Source organism: Rhodococcus wratislaviensis (assembly GCF_900455735.1).
Lineage (GTDB): Bacteria > Actinomycetota > Actinomycetes > Mycobacteriales > Mycobacteriaceae > Rhodococcus_F > Rhodococcus_F wratislaviensis.
Map to the genome: position 1 here is coordinate 172,544 of NZ_UAUI01000003.1, position 22,047 is coordinate 194,590.

21 protein-coding genes are annotated in these 22,047 nt (G+C 69.0%); 16 read left to right on the forward strand and 5 right to left on the reverse strand.

The genetic code is table 11. The annotated features are described in order from the left end of the window. Positions 1-8 precede the first annotated feature (8 nt). Complete coding sequence (locus DTA22_RS08120) at positions 9-1,526, forward strand: catalase (protein WP_037231634.1); 1,518 nt, start codon at positions 9-11, stop codon at positions 1,524-1,526. On the opposite strand, the gene DTA22_RS08125 is transcribed toward DTA22_RS08120, so the two are convergent. Next, on the reverse strand, positions 1,523-1,900 hold the full coding sequence (locus tag DTA22_RS08125; RefSeq protein WP_037231636.1) for a VOC family protein: 378 nt from the start codon (positions 1,898-1,900) through the stop codon (positions 1,523-1,525). The two genes, DTA22_RS08120 and DTA22_RS08125, sit on opposite strands and share 4 nt — an antisense overlap. 39 nt (positions 1,901-1,939) lie before the next feature. Between DTA22_RS08125 and DTA22_RS08130 the strand changes: the two genes are divergently transcribed. Next, the gene (locus tag DTA22_RS08130; RefSeq protein WP_112299134.1) at positions 1,940-2,773 is read left to right on the forward strand and encodes a uroporphyrinogen-III synthase; all 834 of its coding nucleotides are present in this window, start codon (positions 1,940-1,942) and stop codon (positions 2,771-2,773) included. Between the two features lie 65 nt (positions 2,774-2,838). Here DTA22_RS08130 and DTA22_RS08135 read toward each other — a convergent pair whose 3' ends face one another. Genes DTA22_RS08135 through DTA22_RS08145 form a run of 3 tightly spaced genes read right to left on the reverse strand, consistent with a single transcriptional unit; the run spans position 2,839 to position 5,575 of the window. Next, positions 2,839-3,552 (reverse strand): uracil-DNA glycosylase, encoded by a 714-nt coding sequence (locus DTA22_RS08135; RefSeq protein ID WP_112299135.1) that lies wholly within the window; start codon positions 3,550-3,552, stop codon positions 2,839-2,841. Further along, on the reverse strand, positions 3,537-5,078 hold the full coding sequence (locus DTA22_RS08140; protein ID WP_112299136.1) for a PH domain-containing protein: 1,542 nt from the start codon (positions 5,076-5,078) through the stop codon (positions 3,537-3,539). Before DTA22_RS08140 ends, DTA22_RS08135 begins: the two co-directional genes overlap by 16 nt. After that, on the reverse strand, positions 5,075-5,575 hold the full coding sequence (locus tag DTA22_RS08145) for a PH domain-containing protein (protein ID WP_112299137.1): 501 nt from the start codon (positions 5,573-5,575) through the stop codon (positions 5,075-5,077). Before DTA22_RS08145 ends, DTA22_RS08140 begins: the two co-directional genes overlap by 4 nt. Positions 5,576-5,658: 83 nt before the next feature. Between DTA22_RS08145 and DTA22_RS08150 the strand changes: the two genes are divergently transcribed. From DTA22_RS08150 to DTA22_RS08180, 7 genes are all read left to right on the forward strand, one after another. After that, positions 5,659-5,844 (forward strand): hypothetical protein, encoded by a 186-nt coding sequence (locus DTA22_RS08150; RefSeq protein ID WP_005239177.1) that lies wholly within the window; start codon positions 5,659-5,661, stop codon positions 5,842-5,844. A 46-nt stretch (positions 5,845-5,890) separates the two neighbouring features. Beyond that, positions 5,891-8,518, forward strand: a complete 2,628-nt coding sequence (locus DTA22_RS08155; RefSeq protein ID WP_112299138.1) for a bifunctional FO biosynthesis protein CofGH — start codon at positions 5,891-5,893, stop codon at positions 8,516-8,518. Further along, the gene (locus DTA22_RS08160; protein WP_112299139.1) at positions 8,515-9,282 is read left to right on the forward strand and encodes a hypothetical protein; all 768 of its coding nucleotides are present in this window, start codon (positions 8,515-8,517) and stop codon (positions 9,280-9,282) included. The genes DTA22_RS08155 and DTA22_RS08160 overlap by 4 nt, the downstream gene beginning before the upstream one ends. 108 nt (positions 9,283-9,390) lie before the next feature. Then, positions 9,391-9,714, forward strand: a complete 324-nt coding sequence (fdxA, locus tag DTA22_RS08165; protein WP_005263360.1) for a ferredoxin — start codon at positions 9,391-9,393, stop codon at positions 9,712-9,714. 2 nt (positions 9,715-9,716) lie between these two features. Continuing rightward, positions 9,717-10,817 carry a succinyldiaminopimelate transaminase gene (gene dapC, locus DTA22_RS08170; protein WP_112299140.1) on the forward strand — a complete coding sequence of 367 codons (1,101 nt, stop codon included), beginning with the start codon at positions 9,717-9,719 and terminating at the stop codon, positions 10,815-10,817. Between the two features lie 45 nt (positions 10,818-10,862). Further along, entirely contained in the window at positions 10,863-11,744 is an 882-nt protein-coding gene (locus DTA22_RS08175) for a hypothetical protein (protein WP_112299141.1), read from the forward strand. 52 nt (positions 11,745-11,796) lie between these two features. Continuing rightward, positions 11,797-12,210, forward strand: a complete 414-nt coding sequence (locus tag DTA22_RS08180) for a PPOX class F420-dependent oxidoreductase (protein WP_037231662.1) — start codon at positions 11,797-11,799, stop codon at positions 12,208-12,210. A 7-nt stretch (positions 12,211-12,217) separates the two neighbouring features. Here DTA22_RS08180 and DTA22_RS08185 read toward each other — a convergent pair whose 3' ends face one another. Then, positions 12,218-12,808: a hypothetical protein gene (locus DTA22_RS08185; protein WP_112299142.1), complete on the reverse strand. Its 591-nt coding sequence runs from the start codon at positions 12,806-12,808 to the stop codon at positions 12,218-12,220. Positions 12,809-12,964: 156 nt separating this feature from the next. Between DTA22_RS08185 and pruA the strand changes: the two genes are divergently transcribed. The 7 genes from pruA to DTA22_RS08220 all read left to right on the forward strand — a co-directional run bounded on the left by pruA (position 12,965) and on the right by DTA22_RS08220 (position 21,951). Beyond that, positions 12,965-14,605: an L-glutamate gamma-semialdehyde dehydrogenase gene (pruA, locus tag DTA22_RS08190; RefSeq protein ID WP_112299143.1), complete on the forward strand. Its 1,641-nt coding sequence runs from the start codon at positions 12,965-12,967 to the stop codon at positions 14,603-14,605. Next, on the forward strand, positions 14,602-15,579 hold the full coding sequence (locus DTA22_RS08195; protein ID WP_112299144.1) for a proline dehydrogenase family protein: 978 nt from the start codon (positions 14,602-14,604) through the stop codon (positions 15,577-15,579). Before pruA ends, DTA22_RS08195 begins: the two co-directional genes overlap by 4 nt. A gap of 53 nt (positions 15,580-15,632) precedes the next feature. After that, positions 15,633-16,292, forward strand: coding sequence for a rhomboid family intramembrane serine protease (locus DTA22_RS08200; protein ID WP_112299145.1), 660 nt, complete (start codon positions 15,633-15,635; stop codon positions 16,290-16,292). 12 nt (positions 16,293-16,304) lie between these two features. Continuing rightward, complete coding sequence (locus tag DTA22_RS08205; protein WP_112299146.1) at positions 16,305-17,705, forward strand: acyl-CoA synthetase; 1,401 nt, start codon at positions 16,305-16,307, stop codon at positions 17,703-17,705. Positions 17,706-17,757: 52 nt separating this feature from the next. Then, positions 17,758-18,798 carry an NADP-dependent oxidoreductase gene (locus DTA22_RS08210; RefSeq protein WP_112299147.1) on the forward strand — a complete coding sequence of 347 codons (1,041 nt, stop codon included), beginning with the start codon at positions 17,758-17,760 and terminating at the stop codon, positions 18,796-18,798. Positions 18,799-18,927: 129 nt separating this feature from the next. Further along, entirely contained in the window at positions 18,928-20,166 is a 1,239-nt protein-coding gene (locus DTA22_RS08215; protein ID WP_037231703.1) for a PucR family transcriptional regulator, read from the forward strand. A 135-nt stretch (positions 20,167-20,301) separates the two neighbouring features. Then, complete coding sequence (locus DTA22_RS08220; RefSeq protein WP_112299148.1) at positions 20,302-21,951, forward strand: substrate-binding domain-containing protein; 1,650 nt, start codon at positions 20,302-20,304, stop codon at positions 21,949-21,951. Positions 21,952-22,047 lie beyond the last annotated feature (96 nt).

Sequence of the window (22,047 nt, forward strand, 5' to 3'; positions counted from 1 at the left end):
GCATCGCGATGGCAGATCAGAACTTCACGACCGACGACGCCGGCATCCCGGTATCGAGTGACGAACATTCGCTCACCATCGGGACGGACGGGCCCATCCTCCTCCAGGATCACTACCTGATCGAGAAGATGGCGCAGTTCAACCGCGAACGCGTTGCGGAGCGGCAACCGCACGCGAAGGGAGGCGGGGCGTTCGGACGGTTCGAAGTCACCGAGGACGTCTCCGCCTACACGAAAGCCGACCTCTTCCAGCCCGGAAAGAAAACGGATCTGCTGATCAGGTTCTCATCCGTGGCCGGTGAGCGCGGTAGCCCCGACACGTGGCGCGACCCACGCGGATTCGCGGTCAAGTTCTACACCGACCAGGGCAACTACGACATGGTCGGGAACAACACGCCCGTCTTCTTCATGCGCGACCCGATGAAGTTCCAGGACTTCATCCGGTCGCAGAAGCGGCGTGCCGACAACAACCTCCGCGACCACGACATGCAGTGGGACTTCTGGACGTTGTCCCCGGAGTCGGCTCACCAGGTCACGTGGCTCATGGGCGACCGCGGCATCCCGCGCACCTGGCGGCACATGAACGGGTACTCCAGCCACACATACATGTGGGTGAACGCCGCGGGCGACAAGTTCTGGGTGAAGTACCACTTCAAGACCGACCAGGGCATCGAGTTCTTCACGCAGCACGAGGGCGACCAGATGGCGTCCATGGACACCGACTACCACACGCGAGACCTGTGGGAGCACATCGAGGGCGGCCAGTACCCGAGCTGGACCTTGAACATGCAGATCATGCCGTTCGAGGATGCCGACGACTACCGGTTCAACCCGTTCGACCTCACCAAGGTGTGGCCGCACAGCGACTACCCGCTGATCCCCGTCGGCAGGATGACACTCGACCGCAACCCCACCGACTACCACTGTGAGATCGAGCAGGCCGCGTTCGAGCCCAGCAACCTGGTCCCCGGCATCGGCCCGAGCCCGGACAAGATGCTCATCGGCCGGCTGTTCTCCTACCCGGACGCCCACCGTTACCGGATCGGAGCGAATTACAAGGAGCTGCCCGTCAACAGGCCGCACGTGCCCGTCCGCTCGTACTCGAAGGACGGCAACATGCGCCACCACAACCCCGGGGATCCGGTCTACGTGCCGAATTCCAAGGGCGGCCCGCACGCCGACCCGTCGCAGGTGGGGGAGACCGCCACCTGGTACAGCGCCGGCGACATGGTCCGCTCGCCCTACGCGCTCCACAGGGACGACGACGACTGGGGTCAGGCCGGGACGATGGTCCGGGAAGTGCTCGACGACGCCGCCCGTGACCGCCTGGTGGACAACATCGTCGGCCATCTGCTGAACGGCGTCAGCGAACCCGTCCTGGCGAAGGCGTTCGAGTACTGGCGCAACGTCGACAAGACCCTCGGCGATCGGATCGCCGACGGGGTCGGGAAGAAACAGTCGGAGACCGACCCGAAGGCGGGCGAACAGGCCAATGCGGCGCGCAGCAGCGCGCAGGCGAAGGCCTAACGCTCGAACGCCACCGGGTGCCGAGGCTGGTACAGCATCATCTCGCCCGCCCCGGGAATCTTCAGGGACGTGGTGAGGCCGTACCCGTCGTCGCGGATTCCGCGGGTGAACTCGGCGCCCTTGGCTTCGAGTTCCGCGACGGTCGACTCGATGTCGTCGCACATCAGGGAGATTTCGTGGTGCGGCCGAGTCGACCACGGCTCACCGCCCCGCTCGTCCGAGGTGGGGTGCACACCCATCTCGGACGGTCCGGTGCGGAAAATCAGCCAGCCGCCGCCGGCGTCGACGTGTGACCAGCCGAGCACGTCGCGGAAGAAGTCGCGGGCCGCCTCGGCGTCGTCGGCGTAGACCAGTGTGTGCACAGCGGTGATCATGTGGGCAGCTTAGTTTCATTCGTCCGTCACACTGGGGGAATGTCGAATGACGAACTGTCCGGACTGACCATCGCCGTCACCGCCGAACGCCGGGCCGCCGAGTTCATCACCCTGCTCGAACGGCACGGGGCCGCCATCGTCCACACACCGGCGATCCACGTGCTGCCGCTCGTCGACGACTCCGATCTTCGGTCCCGTACCGCCGACATCATCGCGTCGCCGCCGGACCTCCTCGTCGTCAGCACCGCCGTCGGGTTCCGGGGGTGGCTGGACGCGGCGCGGGCCTGGGACGAGGAGGACGCACTGCTCGCCGCCCTGCGGTCGGCGCGGATCATCACCCGCGGTCCCAAGGCGAAGGGCGCCGTCCGCGGCGCCGGCCTGCGCGAGGAGTGGTCGCCGGAGACGGAATCGTCCGAGGAGGTGCACGAACACCTCGTCGCGGAGGGTGTGCGTGGTTTGCGCGTCGCCGTCCAGTTGCACGGCACCATCACCGAATGGGAACCGATGACCGACCTCAGCGTCTCCCTCGCCGGCGCCGGGGCCGAGACCACGGCCGTGTCGGTGTACCGGTGGATCAGACCTGAGAACCAGCAGCCGCTGCTGACACTGCTGGATCAGATCATCCGAGCCGAGGTCGACGCCGTCACCTTCACCAGCGCGCCCGCCGTGTCGTCCCTCCTCAGCACCGCGAAGGACACCGACCGAGTGGAGGCCCTCCTGCACGCGTTCCACGGTCCGGTCGCACCCGTCTGCGTCGGCTCGGTGACGGCCTCGCCCCTCACCGCCCTCGGCGTCGACACCATGCAGCCCGCCCGCCCGCGGCTGGGCAGCATGGCCAAATACATCATCGAGGAACTCCCGAACCGGCGGTAGCCGGACGAACGGGACGGTCGTTGCGTCAGATCGAACGGGCGTCCCGTTCGTCCGGGGTGGGGGAATCACCCGATCAGCCCGGCGACATGGGCGGCGTCGGACAGCACCGACTCGAGCATGGCGGGGGTGAGCCGGCCGGTGAAGGTGTTCTGCTGGCTGACGTGGTAACAGCCGAACAGGTGCAGGGGACGGTCGGCGCCGGGGAGTTCGACGTGCGCGCCGTGCCCGAACTTGGGTCGAGGCCGGGGGACGGCCCAGCCGGCGTCGTCGAGGACGGGGAGCAGCGACTGCCAGCCGAATCCGCCGAGCACGATCACCGACCGCAGGTGGGGTCGCAGGATGCGCAGTTCGGCGTCGAGCCAGTGGCGGCAGGTGTCGCGTTCGCCGGGGGTGGGTTTGTTCGCGGGCGGCGCGCAGTGCACCGGGGACGTGATGCGGACGCCGAACAGTTCGAGGCCGTCGCCGATGTGGGTGGCGGTGGGCTGGCTCGCGAGTCCCACGGCGTGGAGTGCGGCGTAGAGGAAATCGCCGCTGCGGTCGCCGGTGAACATGCGCCCGGTGCGGTTCGCGCCGTGGGCGGCGGGGGCGAGACCGACGATCAGCAGGGACGCATCAGGTGGACCGAACCCGGGAACCGGACGGCCCCAATAGGTTTCGTCGCGGAACGACGCGCGCTTCTCGCGTGCGACCGTCTCCCGCCACTCGACGAGGCGGGGGCAGGCTCGGCATTCGATCAGCTGGGCGTCGAGACCGGCGATGTCGGTCAGCGCCGCGCCCACACGTCACCTCCGCCGGGTGTCACCGACTCGACGAGCGACCACGCCCGATCGGCGGGCAGGTCGATCACCAGGTATTTTCCGGTGCCCGCGGGAGTGGCGGCGATGACGGTCGCCACCCCGGCCCGCCGTTGGAAGAACGTCTGACGGACGGTCCACCCGATGATCCCGTCGGCTTCGAGACTGTCCCGGGCGCGGTCGAGGGAGCCGCTGCGGGTGATCAGCCACCCCGGCAGCACCGCATGGCCGAGGCCGCGGTACCGGTCCCAGGCCAGCACCACGCCGCCGACGGCGAGCGCGACGATCGCGGCCCACGCGGCCCAGAACACGGGCCGATCGAGGATCACGAAGACCAGGGCGACGGCGAGCGCGATCTCGGCGGGGATCAGGGCCCGCGTGTAACGCCGTCGCTGGGCGACCGGCCCGTGCGGGGTGAGCGGCACCGCGGCCTGACGGTGGTCGCCGATGACGGTGGCCATCACCCGCTCCGCTTCCGCGTGCGGAGCCTGGGGGAGCAGGAGTGAGGACTCCCGCCTCTCGGCGCTGACGCCGGTCATGACGGCATCCAGTCGGGCGCCGCCCGCGAGCCGGAGGAGGAGCGGCTCCTTGAGGGTCGTCCCGCGCAGGCGGGCGCGATCCAGGGTGGTCTGGCGGGTCTTCAGCAGACCGTGGCTGACGTGCAGGGTGCGGCCGTTGTCCGTCAGCGTCATGTTGCCGTACGTCAGGAGGTACCGGATGCAGGCCAGCGCGCTGGCGGCGATCAGGAGGACGACGATCCCGACGACGACCGCGATGGCGATCCCGATGCGCTCGGCCGATTCGATGCCCTCGGCCACCGTCGACGAGCGGGCGATCTTCGCGCCGATTCCGTACTGGAACGCGAGACCGACGATCGCCGCGATGGTCACCACGCCGGTCACCGAGAACGGGGCGTAGCGGACCCAGGCCGGTGTCCAGTGGCCGATCTCGGTGACCGCGGGCTCCTGCGTGACAGCGGTCTGCTCGACGTCGGTGGGGGGCCGGCGGGCGAGCAGTGCGGCCCGCAGGTCGGGAACCAGCCCGGTGGAGAGGGCGTTGAGTTCGAACTTCGCCGCGTCGGGTTTGGAACCCACTTGCTGCCCGGTGCCGATCCGCACGATCGACAGTCCGAGCAGGCGATGCAGGACCCCCGCCTCCACGTCGACGGATCGGATGCGGTTGCGTGGTACCGACAGCAGGCGTTTGCGGAACAGGCCCTGCCGCAGTTGCACGTGGACCGGGCCGATTCGGTAGCTCGTCGTGAACCACCGCGAGATGCCGAACACCACGAACGCGACGAGGGCGACGAGACTCCACACATGGTTGCCGCTCTGGGTGCCGATCACCAGCGAAATCAGCAACACGGGCAGAAGTTTGACGATCTCGTTGACAGGGTGGACGAGGAGCATCCGGCGGTCCAGGCGCAACCAGGGCTGTTCCTCCTCGGCGGCGACCGCGGCCTCGCCGTGCGCGATGGGGGGAGCGATTCCCGGTTCCGGTGCCGCACTCATGTGGCGTCACCGACATTGGTGCCCGCGATCTCGGTGAGCCGCGCGACGGTGCGGTCGGCGGTGTCCTGATCGAGCGCGGAGATCTTGACGGCACCGGCGGACGACGCCGTGGTGACGGTGACGGTCGCCAGCCCCAGCATCCGGTCGATGGGCCCGCGTTCGGTGTCGACGGTCTGGATGCGGGAGATGGGCGCGATGCGTCGTTCCTGGGTGAACCAGCCGCTGCGGGTGTAGACCGCGGTGTCGCTGATCTCCCAGCGGTGCACCCGGTACCGCCACAGCGGGACGACGGCGACGTGGAGGATCGCGAGCACGATTGTTACCGCGAGGACCGTGACGTGCACCCACACGGGCCACCAGTGGAAGACGAGAGCGACGGCTTGCACGACGAAGAGCGGAAGCCAGAGGAGGGCGGCGTTGATCGCCCACAGTTGCTTGGCCTTGGGGCTCGGACGCCACAGCGGGTCTGCCATCGTGACGGTGGTGGGCACACTCATGCCCCCACTTTGGCCGTGCCCCGGCATTCTGTCGAGAACCGACCTATCGTGGGAGAACCCCCCGAAGTGAAAGGAGCGCAGACATGACGTCATTCGATGCGGCCGATTCTCCGGAGGTTCCCGAGGCAGACCGGCTGGAGCAAGAACTCGCCGTGGACGACGACAGTTCCGACGAGGTCGAAGAAGTGTCGTCGCTGGAGGTGAACGAGGCGGACGTGGCCGAACAGAGCCGGGCGGTCCCGGTCGACGAGGACTACCCCCGCGGGTAGCGATCCGCACGGCTTGCGGGAGTCTGGGTGGCACCGGTTGTCATCGATGGCGCATGATCGCTGGGTGACCCATTCAGGTGAAGAATCCGGCCGACCCACGATGCTTCCCATGCCCGGTGTCCCGGCGCCGGCTCCGTCCGGCGCGTCTGCGCAGGAAGTGGCCCCTTCCGCCTCCGCTATGCGGCGGGTGCTGCGACGTGCCCGCGACGGCGCCACTCTGAACGTGGACGAGGCGACGACCCTGCTGCAGGCCCGCGGCGACGACCTGGCCGACCTGTGTTCGTCGGCGGCGAAGGTCCGGGACGCCGGGTTGCTGGCGGCGGGCAGACCCAAGGCTGTCACGTACTCGCGCAAGGTCTTCATTCCGCTGACGCGGTTGTGCCGGGACAAGTGCCACTACTGCACGTTCGTCACCGTGCCCGGCAAGCTGCGGGCCGAGGGGCGCGGCGCGTATCTGGAACCGGACGAGGTGCTGGAGATCGCCCGGCAGGGCGCCGAATTGGGCTGCAAGGAAGCCCTGTTCACGTTGGGTGACCGTCCCGAGGATCGGTGGCCGGAGGCCAAGCAGTGGCTGGACGAGCGGGGCTACGATTCGACGCTGGACTACCTGCGGGCGATGTCGATCCGGGTGCTCGAGGAGACCGGGCTGCTGCCGCACCTGAACCCGGGTGTGATGAGCTGGGAGGAGATCTCCCGCCTCAAGCCGGTGGCCCCGTCGATGGGCATGATGCTCGAGACGACGTCCACCCGGTTGTTCACCGACAAGGGTGAGTGCCACTACGGCAGCCCCGACAAGGATCCGGCGGTACGGTTGCGCACGCTCACCGACGCCGGTCGGTTGAGTGTGCCGTTCACGACGGGCATTCTGGTGGGCATCGGCGAGACCGTGCGGGAACGGGCGGAATCGATCATGACGATCCGTAAGTCGCACAAGGCGTTCGGGCACGTTCAGGAAGTGATCGTCCAGAACTTCCTCGCCAAGCCCGACACCGCGATGCGCGATGCCCCGGACGCGGGTCTCGAGGAGTTCCTCGCGACCATCGCCGTGTCCCGGCTGCTGCTGGGCCCGGGGATGCGCATCCAGTCGCCGCCCAACCTGGTGTCGAACACCGAATGCCTGGCGTTGCTGGGTGCCGGTGTCGACGACTGGGGTGGCGTGTCGCCGCTGACCCCGGACCACGTGAACCCGGAGCGGCCGTGGCCGAACCTGGACACCCTGGCCGCGATCACCGCGGAGGCCGGGTTCGAGCTCACCGAGCGTACGGCGGCGCAGCCGCAGTTCGTGCTGGCCGGCTCGCCGTGGATCGATCCGCGGATCACCGGGCACGTGCAGGCCCTCGCGGACCCGCACACCGGGCTGGCGAAGCCCGACACGACGCCGGTCGGGTTGCCGTGGCAGGAGCCGGACGAGTCCTGGGAGTCGGCCGGCCGGGTGGATCTGAACACCGAGATCGACACCGAGGGCCGCAACACCGAGACGCGCAGCGATTTGGGCAGCGCGTTCGGGGACTGGGAGACCGTCCGCGAGCAGGTGCTGGAGTTGAGCGGCCCGGTGCGGGTGGACACGGACGTCCTCGCGGCGCTGCGCAGCGCCGAGCGCGACCCGGCGGGCTGCACCGACGACGAGTACCTGGCGTTGGCGACGGCGGAGGGTCCAGGGCTCGAGGCGATGGTGGCGCTGGCGGATGCGCTCCGCAAGGACGCCGTCGGCGACGAGGTGACCTATGTGGTGAACCGGAACATCAACTTCACCAACATCTGCTACACCGGCTGCCGCTTCTGCGCGTTCGCGCAGCGCAAGGGTGACGCGGACGCGTTCACGCTGTCCACCGGCGAGGTCGCGGACCGGGCGTGGGAGGCGCACGTCGCGGGCGCGACGGAGGTCTGCATGCAGGGCGGCATCGACCCGGAACTCCCGGTCACCGGGTACGCCGATCTGGTGCGTGCGGTGAAGGCGCGGGTGCCGTCGATGCACGTGCACGCGTTCTCCCCGATGGAGATCGTCAACGGCGCCTCCCGCGGCGGGCAGAGCATCCGGGACTGGCTGACGGAACTGCGTGAGGCGGGTCTGGACACCATTCCCGGCACGGCCGCGGAAATTCTGGACGACGAGGTGCGGTGGGTGCTCACCAAGGGCAAACTGCCCACCGCGACGTGGGTGGAGGTGGTGACCACGGCGCACGAGCTGGGTCTGCGGTCGAGTTCGACGATGATGTACGGCCACGTCGACAACCCGAAGCATTGGGTCGGGCATCTGCGGGTGCTGCGCGGAATCCAGGACCGGACAGGCGGATTCACCGAGTTCGTTCCGCTGCCGTTCGTGCATCAGAGCGCACCGTTGTATCTGGCGGGTGCGTCGCGGCCGGGCCCGACCAACCGGGACAACCGGGCCGTCCACGCCCTGGCCCGGATCATGCTGCACGGGCGGATCCCGAACATCCAGACCAGCTGGGTCAAGCTGGGCGTCACCGGCACCCAGGTGATGTTGCAGGGCGGCGCCAACGACCTCGGCGGCACCCTGATGGAGGAGACCATCTCCCGGATGGCGGGTTCGGAGCACGGATCCGAGAAGACCGTCGCCGAACTGCGGGCCATCGCCGAGGGCATCGGCCGCCCGGCACGCGAACGCACCACCACACACGCACGACGCGAGGGAAGGACGCCGGCCGCATGAGCGAGAAGGACCGGCTGGGCGACGACAAGGTCGTCGGCATCCTGGATCGTGCCGCGCGGGGTATCAACCCCGTGCTCGATCTGGCCCTCACGGATCCGTTCGGCATCAAGAGCCGGACGTTCACCCCGACAGCGGAGGACCGGGGCACCGCGGAGGCGCTGCTCGACGGCATCGCCTGGGTTCTCGACACCGTGCAGTTCCCGGGGACGGCGTCGTGGGAGAGAGCGAGCGACGACGAGCGGGCACGGTGGTGGGTGACGCGGATCGGCGCGTTGAACACGATCGCGGTCGCGTTCCCTGGCATGTTCGGTGTGCTTCTCAATCGGCTCCCGATCCAGGACGTGCTCGGGTTCGCGAATCAGGCCGTCGTTCTCGTCGCCGTGGCCCGGGAACACGGCGTGACGAACCGGTCCGAGCAGGTGGATCTGCTGGCGTCCGTGCTCTGCCGGCGTGAGACGGACGCGCCTGCGGTGCTCGCCGATACGACGCGATCCGATTCGGCGGACGGCCCGTCGATGTGGCACCCGTTCGCGCTGATGGGAGCGCTGTGGAGCACTGCCCGCACGGTGCGCGCGCTCAGTGACGAAATCGACAAGCGTCCTGGGCCGGGCTCGACCTACTCACTGCTGGGCAACATCCCGGTGGTCGGTGTGGTGGCCGGGTATCTCGGCGAACGGGGCGCGCTGGTCAGAGCCGTGAAACAGGGCGAGCAGTGGATCGCGTCCCGGCCGCCGCTGCCCGCGGCGGTGCGCCGGGTCAGGTAACCCTCACCGCAGAGAGGTCCGCCGGGCAGGCGATAATAGTTTCTTCCGCGGGGTACAAGCGGCCCGTACCTCGTGCTTACTCGTGTCAGAAAGGCAGGGAGAGCGGCAGTGCCCTACACGATTGCTGAACCGTGCGTGGATGTGTTGGACAAGGCGTGTATCGAGGAATGCCCTGTCGACTGCATCTACGAGGGCGGGCGGATGCTGTACATCCATCCGGACGAATGCGTGGACTGCGGCGCCTGTGAACCCGTCTGCCCCGTCGAGGCCATCTTCTACGAAGACGACGTCCCGGACCAGTGGAACGGCTACATCGCCGCGAACGTCGACTTCTTCGACGACCTCGGTTCCCCCGGCGGCGCGGCGAAGCTGGGCAAGGTCGACTACGACCCGCCGTTCGTCAAGGCTCTGCCCCCCATGGGCGAGGACTAGATGTGCCTCGTATCCCGGTAGCCACAGCACTTCCCGACTTTCCGTGGGACTCGCTCGAGTCGGCGAAGGCGAAAGCCTTCGCCCACCCGGGTGGCATCGTCAACCTGTCGGTGGGAACCCCGGTCGACCCGGTTGCCCCGATCATCCAGGACGCGCTGACCGCGGTCGCCGAGGTTCCGGGATATCCGACGACGCACGGCACGGACGAACTGCGTAACGCCGCGGTGGAGGCGCTGCGTCGCCGCTACGGAATCACCGGAATCGATCCGGCAGCGGTGCTGCCCGCGATCGGCACGAAGGAGCTCATCGCCTGGCTGCCGCGCCTTCTCGGGCTCGGCGCCGACGACCTCGTGGTCATCCCGGAGCTGGCGTACCCGACCTACGAGGTCGGAGCGCTCCTCGCGGGTGCGCGGGTGATCCGGGCAGACGGTCTCAACCGGCTCGGTCCGGAGGGCGCGTCGCTGATATTCGTGAACTCGCCGTCCAACCCCACCGGCAAGGTGCTCGGTCTCGAGCATCTGCGCAAGGTGGTCGACTGGGCGCGCAGCCGCGGCGCCATCGTGGCGTCCGACGAGTGCTACCTGGGATTGAGCTGGGAAGGCGAAGCCCTCTCGATCCTCGACGAGCGGGTGAACGACGGCGATCTCACCGGGCTCCTCGCGGTGCACTCGCTGTCGAAGACCTCCAACCTCGCGAGTTACCGCGCGGGGTTCGTCACCGGTGACCCGGCGTTGGTGGCCGAACTGCTCGAGGTCCGCAAGCACGCGGGCATGATGGTGCCGTTGCCGATCCAGTCGGCGATGACCGCCGCGCTCAGCGACGACGACCACGAGAACGAGCAGCGTGAGCGGTACCGCCGTCGCCGCGAGATCCTCCTCGCAGCGGTGCGCGGCGCCGGGTTCACCGTCGACAACTCCGAAGCCGGGCTGTACCTGTGGGCGACCCGCGGCGAAGCCTGCCGGGACACCGTCGAGTGGTTCGCCGAGCGCGGCATCCTCGTGGCACCGGGGGAGTTCTACGGTCCCGGCGGGGGCACTCACGTGCGCATCGCCCTCACGGCCAGCGACGAACGCATCGCGGCCGCAGCAGAACGACTGGTCTGACCCGAGTCGGCCCGGACGGAGCGGTCACGGTGCAAGTATTGGGCCGTGACCCTCGACGACGTCGCCGACGAACTGTACGGCCTCGACCCCGGTGAGTTCGTCGAGGCGCGCACCGCGCAGGTGACCGCGGCGCGGGAGAACAAGGACCGCGCGCTGGCGACCGAGATCGGGAAACTGCGGAAGCCGACCGTCGTCGGCTGGCTGGTCAACCTGCTCGCCCGCGAGCTGCCCGACGAAATCGGCGCGCTCCTCACCCTCGGGGACGCCCTCCGTGACGCGCAGCGACACCTGTCCGGCCCTGACCTTCGGCGGCTGAACACGCAACGGCAGCAGGTGGTGCGCGCGTTGGCGCGCAAGGCCGGTGAACTCGCCGCCGAGCGAGGCCGGACGGTCGGGGAGGACGCGCTGCGGGATGTCGGCCAGACGCTGCACGCCGCTCTCGCCGACGCCGAGACCGCCGAACAGGTGCGGCGCGGCCGGGTGGTGACGGCGGCGAGCTACAGCGGTTTCGGTCCGGCCGGACTCGCCGTGGTCCAGGGAAAGAGCGTGAAGTCCGAACCTGCCGCCACGCCCCCGGCCGAGAAGCCGGGGAAGAAGTCGAAGAAGAAGTCGGCGGAGCGCGACCGCGACGCCGAACGCGCGGCGGCCGAGGCCGAACTGGCGGACGTCATGTCGCAGGCCGACGAGGTCCGCGGCGAACTGAACGACGCGAGAACGGAACTGGAGCAGGCGCGGTCGACGCTGAGGGCGATCGACCATCGGATCGAGGAACTGCGCGCCGAACTCGAACACGCCGAGCAGGAGCGGCAGTTCACCCGGAACTCGGAGAAAGCCGCGGCGGAGGCAGTGCACCGGGGGGAACGCGATCTCGACGCGGCGGAGCGGCGCGTCGACGAAGCGCGGCGCGCAGTCGACGACCTCGGCTGAGGGACGGGCGGAACCTTGACCTGCAGCGCACTCGAGGTTTTACCCTGATTTCATGTCCTTCACTCAGCAGGAACTCGACTACCTGGCGTCACAACGCCTGGGCCGGCTCGCGACAGTTCAGCCGAATGGAACCTTGCAGGTCAGTCCCGTCGGCTTCCACTACAACGCCGGCACGTCCACGATCGACATCCAGGGCTACAACATGGCGGCGAGCCGCAAGTTCCGCAACGTCGCCGACAACGGGAAGGTGGCTTTCGTCGTGGACGACGTGCCGTCCGTCGACCCGTGGCGGGTCCGCTGCGTCGAAATCCGCGGGCGCGCCGAGGCCCTCGACGCCGAGGCCGCCGAGGCGAACGATCTCGGCGGACCGACCATACGCATCCACCCCGAACGGATCATCAGTTTCGGTCTCGGTGCCACCGACCAGGACGTCCATCAACTCGTGTCGAACGCGCGCGACGTGTAGCGGCGAACTACGCGATGTCCGGTCGGTAGCCGGCGGCGAGGACGGCGACGGTGGACGGCGGTGTCAGGACGGTCGCGGTGCCGGTCGGCCGGTTCGCCGGGATCCCGTATCCCTCGGTCGACCACGGGACGACGGTGTCCCCCAGCACGACCGCGGGTCCGCCGTCCGACAATGCGAAGGCGCCGTCGGGCAACGACGACCACGCGGCCTCGTACGTCCGCTGGTGAGAACCGATCAGCCGCTCCCCGTGCAGCCGGGCGTCCATCTCCTCCGCGCCGGGCAGTCCACCCCCGTTGGCCGACTGCCACGCGACGCGAAAGTCGTTGTACCGCTCGCGCCGGCACAGGGCGCACGGCCGGTGCCCGGCCGCGAGGGCGACCGCCTCGTCGTGGAAGAACAGGACCGTGTAGTGGCCCGCGCTCCACTGGTCGACGGTGCGGGCCGCGTAGTCGGTGACGCAGATGATCCACCGCCTGCCTGCATGGTTGCGCACGACGGTGTGCCCCCGGTGCAGGCAGCCCCTGTTCCCCATGAACCGGCCGCGGAGTGGAATCGCGACGATCTCGGATCGGGGTGACACGCGATTCCGTTCGGCCATGTGCCGATGGTAGCCAGCCGACCCGCGCGTCAAAACGGGATGAGTACCCCCGTCCGGCGCTAACCTGGGCTCAAGGGTTCCGCTCGGACGGGTGTCCCCGTCGGCCCGCGGTCCCGGTCACAGTTCCTCACGATCTGAGGGCAGGAGGCAGGCAGCATGGACGCCATCACCCAGGTTCCGGTGCCCACCAATGAGCCGGTCCACACGTACGCGCCGGGCAGTCCCGAACGTTCCCGTGTGCAATCCGCACTCACCGACATCGCTACCAATCCCGTCGACATCCCGCACGTGATCGGTGGCAAACACCGGCACGGCAACGGGGACCGCGTCGACGTCGTGCAACCCCACCGGCACACCGCTGTGCTCGGCACGCTGCGCAGCGCCACCCACGACGACGCGTCGGCGGCGGTCGAGGCGGCCACGGCCGCGGCACCGCACTGGCGGGCACTCTCGTTCGACGACCGGGCCGCGGTCATCCTGCGCGCCGCCGATCTGTTGTCCGGGCCGTGGCGCGAGACGCTCGCGGCGGCGACGATGCTCGGCCAGTCGAAGTCGGTCCAGCAGGCGGAGATCGACGCACCGTGCGAGTTGATCGACTTCTGGCGCTTCAACGTTCACTTCGCCCGCCAGATCCTCGCCGACCAGCCGATCTCGTCACCGGGTGTGTGGAACCGGCTCGAATACCGTCCGCTCGAGGGCTTCGTCTACGCCATCACGCCGTTCAATTTCAGCGCGATCGCGGGCAATCTGCCGACCGCGCCTGCGTTGATGGGCAACACCGTGATCTGGAAGCCGTCGTCGACGCAGACCGTCGCCGCGTACTGGACCATGAAACTGCTCGAGGCCGCGGGAATGCCTCCCGGCGTGATCAATCTGCTCACCGGCAGCGGGCAGGCGGTGTCGGAGGTGCTGCTGAGCGACCCCCGCCTCGCGGGTATCCACTTCACGGGTTCGACCCGGACGTTCCAGCACTTGTGGAGCGAGGTGGGCGCGAACATCGGGAAGTACGCCGGCTACCCCCGGCTGGTGGGGGAGACCGGCGGCAAGGACTTCGTGGTCGCGCACGCCTCGGCCGACGAGGACGTACTGCGGACGGCGCTGGTCCGCGGAGCGTTCGAATACCAGGGCCAGAAATGTTCGGCCGCCTCCCGCGCCTACGTCCCGAAATCGCTGTGGCGGCGGATGCGGGACACGTTCACCGCGGAAGTCGATGCCCTCACCTACGGTGACGTGACGGATCTGGAAAATTTCGGCGGCGCCCTCATCGACCGGCGCGCATACGACAAGAACGTCGCGGCCATCGAACGCGCCCGCAGCGCTGCCGGCCTGGAGATCGCTGTCGGCGGCAAATACGACGACAGCGTCGGCTACTTCGTCCGCCCCACCGTGCTCCTCGCGGACGACCCCGCCGACGAGGCGATGACCACCGAGTACTTCGGGCCGATCCTCACGGTGCACGTGTACGACGACTCGGCCCCGAACGCGTTCGCCGACGTGCTCGCCAAGGTCGATTCGGCGGCCCCGTACGCGCTGACCGGTGCGGTGATCGCCGACGACCGCCAGGCCGTCGAGCAGGCAACGTCTGCTCTCCGGTTCACCGCCGGAAACTTCTACGTCAACGACAAGCCGACCGGTGCCGTCGTCGGGCAGCAGCCGTTCGGCGGAGCCCGCGCCTCGGGCACGAACGACAAGGCCGGGTCCAAGCTCAACCTGCTGCGGTGGGTGTCGGCCCGCACCATCAAGGAGACGTTCGTCCCGGCCACCGACTACCGCTATCCGCACATGGGGTCGGAATGAAAGCGCCACCGGTTCTGGCGAATCCGCTGCGCCCGGCGATCCTCGCGGCGGCCCGGTCGTCCCGGGTCAAGCGGGCGGTCACCGGCGCCCCGGTCACCCGGAAACTCGTCGACCGCTTCGTTGCCGGAGAGAGCCGGGAATCGGTGCTCGCGGCCGTCCGGGAGATCCTCGATTCGGGCCGATCGGTGTCGATCGACTTTCTCGGTGAGGACACGCGTGACGCCGAGGGAGCCCAGGCGACGGTCGACGAGTATCTGGCGCTCGTCGCCGATCTCGGTGCCCTACCCGAAGCGGCGGACGGGACTTCGGGTGTTCGCCGCCTCGAGGTATCGATGAAACTGTCGGCGCTCGGTCAGGCCCTCGCCGGCGACGGTCGCAGGATCGCCACCGACAACGCCCGCACGATCTGCGCCGCCGCGGAGGCGGCAGGGGTGTGGGTCACCGTGGACGCCGAGGACCACACGACCACCGATTCGACGCTGGCGATCGTGCACGAACTCCGCGACGACTATCCCTGGCTCGGTGCGGTGGTGCAGTCGTATCTGCGACGTACCGAGGACGACTGCCGTGCCCTCGCCGGCCCCGGTTCGAGGGTCCGGCTCTGCAAGGGCGCGTACCGGGAACCCGAGTCCGTGGCCTTCCAGGACCGCGCCGCCGTGGACGCGTCGTATCTGCGATGCCTGGGGATCCTCATGGAAGGCGCCGGGTACCCCATGGTGGCCTCGCACGATCCGGCCGTCATCGACGCGGTCGCCCCGCTGGTCGGGCGCACCGGCCGCGCCCCGGACGCCTACGAGCATCAGATGCTGTTCGGGATCCGGGACGTCGAACAGCGGCGGCTCGCGAACGAGGACAAGCAGGTTCGGGTGTACGTGCCGTACGGAAGTCAGTGGTACGCGTACTTCATGCGGCGACTGGCCGAGCGTCCCTCGAACCTGCGGTTCTTCCTGCGCTCGGTGGTCACCCGGGACTGACCGGCGTTGTCGCGGATCGGTTCCCGCGGGGTGCGTCGTTGTAGAGTTTCGCGGTGACGACTTCAGGCGGGGGATGGACCAGCGCGGTCCTCTTCGCCGTCGTTCTCGTGCTCGCGACGCTGCTCGGTTCGACGCGCATCGGCGAGGTCCGGCTCACCCGTCCGCCGCGCACCGCGGTGGTGCTGTGGTTGCTGATCGCCGTGCCGTCGCTGCTGCAGATCGTCGTCCCCGCCGTCCTCGACGCCCTCGAGCGTGACCCCACCCAGATCCGGGACCACCAGTGGTGGCGGATCGTCACCTCGGTTGCGGTGCAGGACGGGGGACTGGCCGGAACCGCGGTGAATCTGCTCGTTCTCGCCTGGGTCGCCCCGCTCGCGGTCCGGGTCTGGGGTGGAGTGCGGGCCGTCCTGCTGTTCGTGGCGAGCCAGATCATCTTCGGCCTGTTCACCGCGTTCCTGTTCCCGTCGCCCGGGGCGGGCAACTCGGGTGCCACGCTCGCGCTGGCCGCGTCCCTCGCCGGTCTGGTGGTGATGCAGTCCAAGGAGTGGCGCGCACTCGCCGCGAGCGGCGGCATCGTTTTCGCCGGTGTCCTGCTGGTGGTCGTCGACGACGCCCACGGACTGGCTGTGCTGACCGGGGCGCTGCTGGGTGCGGCACTGGCCACCGTCAGTCCGCCACCGGGAGACCCACCGGAGCCCGTCCGGGCCCTGTGAGAAGCTGACCGTGTGCTGCTGCGATCTCTGAATCCTCTGGCCGTCGCCCAGGGCGACGACATTCCCGATGCCATTCGGATCGGCGACACCAGCCTGTCGCGCGGTGATGTGCTCGGTGCGGCGACATCCGTGGCCGAGCGTGTGGCACGCGCGGATCGGGTCGCGATCCTCGCCACCCCCACCGTCACCACCGTCCTCGCCGTCGTGGGCTGCCTCATCGCCGGTGTGACCGCGGTGCCGGTGCCGCCCGATTCCGGCCCCGCCGAACTCGAGCACATCCTGCGCGACTCCGGCGTGCAGGCGTGGCTCGGCGAGTCGCCCGCGGACACGGCGGGCCTGCCCGTCGTTCCGGTCCGCGTCCACGCCCGGTCGTGGCACAGCTACCCGGAACCGCCGGAGTCCTCCATCGCGTTCGTGCTCTACACCTCCGGCACCACGGGACCGCCCAAGGGCGTGCTGATCAGCAGGAAGGCCATCGCCGCCGGCCTCGATGCCCTCGCCGACGCCTGGCAGTGGACCGGCAACGACACACTGGTGCAGGGACTTCCACTGTTCCACGTTCACGGCCTCATCCTCGGTGTGCTGGGACCGTTGCGTATCGGCAGCCGTCTGGTCCACACGGTCAAACCCACCCCGGCGGCCTACGCCGCGGCACACGGAACGATGTACTTCGGTGTCCCCACCGTGTGGGGTCGCATCGCCGACGATCCCGAGTCGGCGCGCGCGCTGTCGGGTGCGCGCCTGCTGGTGTCGGGCAGCGCCCCGCTGCCCGTGCCGGTGTTCGAGAAGCTGCACGAGCTGACCGGGCTCGCACCCATCGAGCGGTACGGCATGAGCGAGACGATGCTCACGCTCAGCACCCGGGCGGACGGCGAGCGTCGCCCGGGGTGGGTGGGGGTGCCGGTCCGCGGCGTCGAGACCCGGCTGCGCGACGAGCGCGGCGGCGACGTCCCCCACGACGGCGAATCCATCGGCGGTCTGCAGGTGCGCGGCCCGATGCTCTTCGACGGCTACCTGGGCCGGCCCGACGCGACGGCCGAATCGTTCACGGACGACGGCTTCTTCAAGACCGGCGACGTCGCCGTCATCGACCCGGAGGGATTCCACCGTATCGTCGGCCGCGAATCCACGGACCTCATCAAGTCGGGTGGATTCCGCGTCGGCGCGGGGGAGGTGGAGACGTCTCTCCTCGGCCACCCGAGCGTCCGGGAAGCCGCGGTCGTCGGCCTTCCCGACCCGGACCTCGGTCAGCGGCTGGTGGCCTTCGTGGTGGGGGACGACGTCTCGGAAACCGAGCTGATCGAGCACGTGGCCACCGAACTGTCGGTGCACAAGCGGCCCCGCGAGATCCGTGTGGTCGAGTCGCTTCCGCGGAACGCGATGGGCAAGGTGCAGAAGAAGCAGCTGTTCTGAAATCGGTAAGGTGGCGTGCGATACCGGCCCAACACGGATTGGCAGGCGCACAGTGAGTGTCGAGAGCATCGTTCAGAGCACCCGAATCGTCCTCGCCTCGCGGCCGGACGGCGCGCCCACCGCCGACAACTTCCGGCTCGAGGCGGTGAACCTCCCCGATCCCGCCGAAGGTCAGGTGCTGATCCGCGTCATCTACCTGTCCCTCGACCCGTACATGCGCGGCCGGATGAGTGCCGCGGAGTCCTACGCCGACCCCGTCGAGATCGACGAGGTCATGGTCGGCGGCACCGTCGGACAGGTCGTCGAGTCCCGGCACCCGGACTTCGCAACCGGTGACTACGTTCTCGGGTACGCGGGTTGGCAGTCGCACGCAGTGGTCGACGGCAATCACCTCCGTGCACTCGACCGCGACACCGCGCCGCTGTCCACCGCCGTCGGAGTTCTCGGCATGCCCGGATTCACCGCGTACTCCGGCCTGTTGAAGATCGGGCAGCCGAAGGCAGGCGAGACGGTGGTCGTCGCGGCGGCCAGCGGTCCGGTCGGCTCCGCAGTCGGGCAGATCGCGAAACTGAAGGGCGCCCGGGCCGTCGGGATCGCGGGCGGACCGGAGAAGTGTGCGTACCTGCTGGACGAACTCGGATTCGACGCCGCCGTCGACCATCGGTCCCCGAACTTCGCCGAGGAACTGCGCGCGGCGTGCCCCGACGGCATCGACGTCTACTTCGAGAACGTCGGCGGTGCGGTGGCCGCGGCCGTGCTGCCGCTGCTCAACCTGTATGCGCGAGTTCCGGTGTGCGGCCTCATCGCGCAGTACAACGACACCGAGACCCCCGATGGCCCGGATCGGCTACCAGGGTTCTTCACCCGGGTGCTGGTCAAGAGCCTCACGATCCGCGGATTCATCCAGCGCGAGTTCGTCTCCGAAATGTACGCGGACTTCCAGCGCGATGTGTCCGGGTGGATCCGGGAGGGCCGATTCGCCTACCGCGAGGACATCGTCGACGGGCTCGAGAACGCGCCTGCGGCGTTCATCGGTCTGCTCCGGGGCAGCAACTTCGGCAAGCTCGTGGTCCGGGTCGCCGAGGAGGACTGACGGGCCGTATTCGCCCTGGACAGGGCGCTGTCGTGATACAACGGTGACAGAAGCGGACCCTCGTTATGATTGCGTGATGTCGATGGTGCGGGAGTTCGGTGTCATCCACATATGGGAGTGATCAGATCCATGACGACTCATAGTTCGGGGGCGGGTTCGCAGATCCTCGTCGACGGCAGGCCCGCCTCCGCGCCGCTGCGCGACACACTCACGGTCGCACAGAAGCTGGTCCGGCATTTCGCCGACAACGTGACCCCGTGCGGTTCGCTTCCCGGCGAACAACTGCAGAGCGACGTCATGGATTTCACGATCGTCTGCCTCGGTCTCGGTATCCAGATGCTCGACGAAGGCATCAGCCCGACGGACGAGGACCTCGCGGAGGTGCGCAACAGTTCCGCGCGCTGGGCCCGCGAGGGATTCCCGTTGAAGCTCGTGCTCCGCATTCTCCACGAAGGCATTCAGGAGGCCGGGGACCTCGTCGCCTCGAACGCCCGAGAGGAAGACCTGCCCGAACTCCTGGTCATCCAGAAGGTGATGTTCACCCTCCTCGAATGCGTGACCGTCGCCGCCACGACCAGCTACGTGGAGGAACTCGAAGCGGTCAACAGCGAACGGGACGGTGCCGCGGTCAACCTCGTGACGGCGCTGCTCAGCGGCAGAAAGGCGGCGACCGCCGCGCGGCACGCGGGCGTGGAGCTGGCCGACGAGTACGTGGTCCTGGGGCTGTCGATTCCGTCGCATCCCACGGAGGCCGTGACCCACCGGCGCAAAGCCGTCGTCGCCCGGCAGAAGCTCCGGCGGTTGCAGATCGAGCTGGCGGACGCCTCGGGCGGTGCCGCCCTGTGTTCGCTGAGCCCGGACGGCGGAACACTGTTGTTGCCGGGTTCGCCCGAACGGACGTGGATGGTCTCCCTGCTCGACCGCATCGGAGCGGCAGCCGGGGTTCCGCTCACCGCCACGGCAACCCGGGTTCGCACCGCCGGTATCCCCGCGGCGGCGGACCAGGTCCACGAACTCCTCGACCTGGCCGATCAGCTGGCGCTCGAACCGGGTCTCTACGAGATGGACGATCTGGCGCTCGAATACCAGCTCACCAGGCCCGGGCCGGGCCGGACCCACCTGGCGCGACTCCTCGAACCGTTGCAGGGCTCACCCGAACTGATCGAGACGCTCGAGGTGCACATCGGCCACGACCTCAATCGGCAGCGCACCGCGAAGCAGATGCACCTTCACACCAATACGGTGGATTACCGGCTCAAGCGGGTGGCGCAGCTGACGGGCTGCGACCCGACGCGCCCGTCCGGGTTGCGGCAGATCCAGGCGGCGCTCGTGGCCCGCCGGCTCGAGGTCGCGCAACCCGATCGCTGACGTGGCCCTGATCCGGGCGCCCGTCACCGGCGCAGCGTCGTACGCTGCACCGTTCGCTACGATGTGGGCCGGATCATATTCGGTCCGGGTGTGTCGGTGGTCGTCTCGTGACCGAAATGTTAGGGGAGGCAGGCGATGGCCGGAGGGCGGCATTCGAGCGCGGGGCCGGAGCGCGGTGGTCGCTCGCCCGGGTTCTACGCGGTGTGCGCTGCCGTCGTGATCGGGCTCGTGGCCTCCGTGGTCGTCGTCGTTCAGGCAGTCCGCTCCTGGGCGGACGACTGCGATCAGGTCACCGACTACACCCTCGCCGCGGACCCGAGCATCGCGCCCGCCCTGAGCAGCATTCTCGGCGAAGTGAACGACACCGACCTGGGCTGCGCGAACGTTGCCGTCAGCGCAGCGACGTCCGGCGACATCGCGGGACGACTCGGTAAGGGAACCGACGCCCCCGACCTCTGGATCCCCGACACCGGGGCGTGGGTGGGCAAGGCGGCGCTCACCGCGGCCGGCCCCGTCGAGGTGATGACGGGGTCGATCGCATCCTCGCCTGTCGTCCTGGCGTCGCGGGAGGAGGACGCGCCCACGTCGCCGACGTGGCTCGCCGCCCTCCAGATCAAGAACATCCAGCTGGGCAACCCCCTCGTGACCGGGGTCGCGCAGGCCCCGATCAATGCCGCGCTGGCCGAAGGTCAGGCCGACCCCGTGTCCGCGGGAACCGTGCGGGCGGCGCTGGTCCCGCTCGCACAGGAGGAGAGTGCGCGCACCGCGGACGAGCCCATCGGCGAGGAGATGCTCCACGGCGTCGTCGACAACGGTGGAGTCGCCGTGGCCACCGAACAATCCGTGCTCGATTTCTCCGGTGACGGCGACGGCGCGCGCACGCTCACCGCGACGGTGCCGCCGACGGGCAGCAACTTCATGAACTTCCCGCTCGTCGTCACCTCGCCCGCACCCGACCGGCATTACAGGGCCACCCAGGTGGCACGTGCCGTCGCCGCTGTTCTGGGCGGTGAGGATGCCCGCGCGGTACTCGCGGAGAACGGATTCCGCGGACCCGACGGCAGTCCGCCCGCCGACGGTCGCGGCGTCGGCCGGGTCACCAAGCTGGCGCTCGAGGACGAGACGGCGCTACAGGACGCCCTCGGTGGTTGGGCGTTGATGGCGTTGCCGATCCGCACGCTCGTCGCGATCGACGTGTCGGGGTCGATGGAGACCCCCGCAGGCAACCGGTCACGCATGGACCTCACGGTCGACGCCGCACTCGCCGGCAACGCGATGTTCCCGGACAGCGTGTCCGCCGGGTTGTGGGCGTTCTCGCAGGGGCTCGGTGGGGGACCGCAGGACTACAAGGAGATGGTCCCGATCCGCCGCTACGACACGGTGGTCGACGGACTCACTCAGCGCCAGCTGATGGCGCAGCAGGCGGGGAAGGTCGACGCGCTGATCGGCGGCGGCACCGGTCTGTACGACACGACGCTCGCCGCGTTCCGGACGGTGCAGGAGACATACGACCCGCGCGCCGTGAACAGTGTGATCATCCTGACCGACGGCGCCAACGAGGATCCGGACTCCATCACGAAGGAACAGCTCCTGAGCATCCTGCAGCGTGAGATGGATCCGGCACGCCCCGTCATCATCGTGACGATCGGCATCACCGATGACGCCGACGCGGTCACGCTCGCCGAGATCTCGCGGGTGACCGGAGGGTCGAGCTATGTCGCGAAGGATCCCGCCGACATCGCCAACGTGTTCGTCAACGCGCTGGCCGCCCGCGGTCGCCGCTAGCGGAATCCCGTTCCGGCGCAGTCGGACTTTTCGGCCGCACCCCTAGTCAGCCACCGGTCGGTAGTGCTTTGGTGGAAGGTGGGGGTGGACCCATTC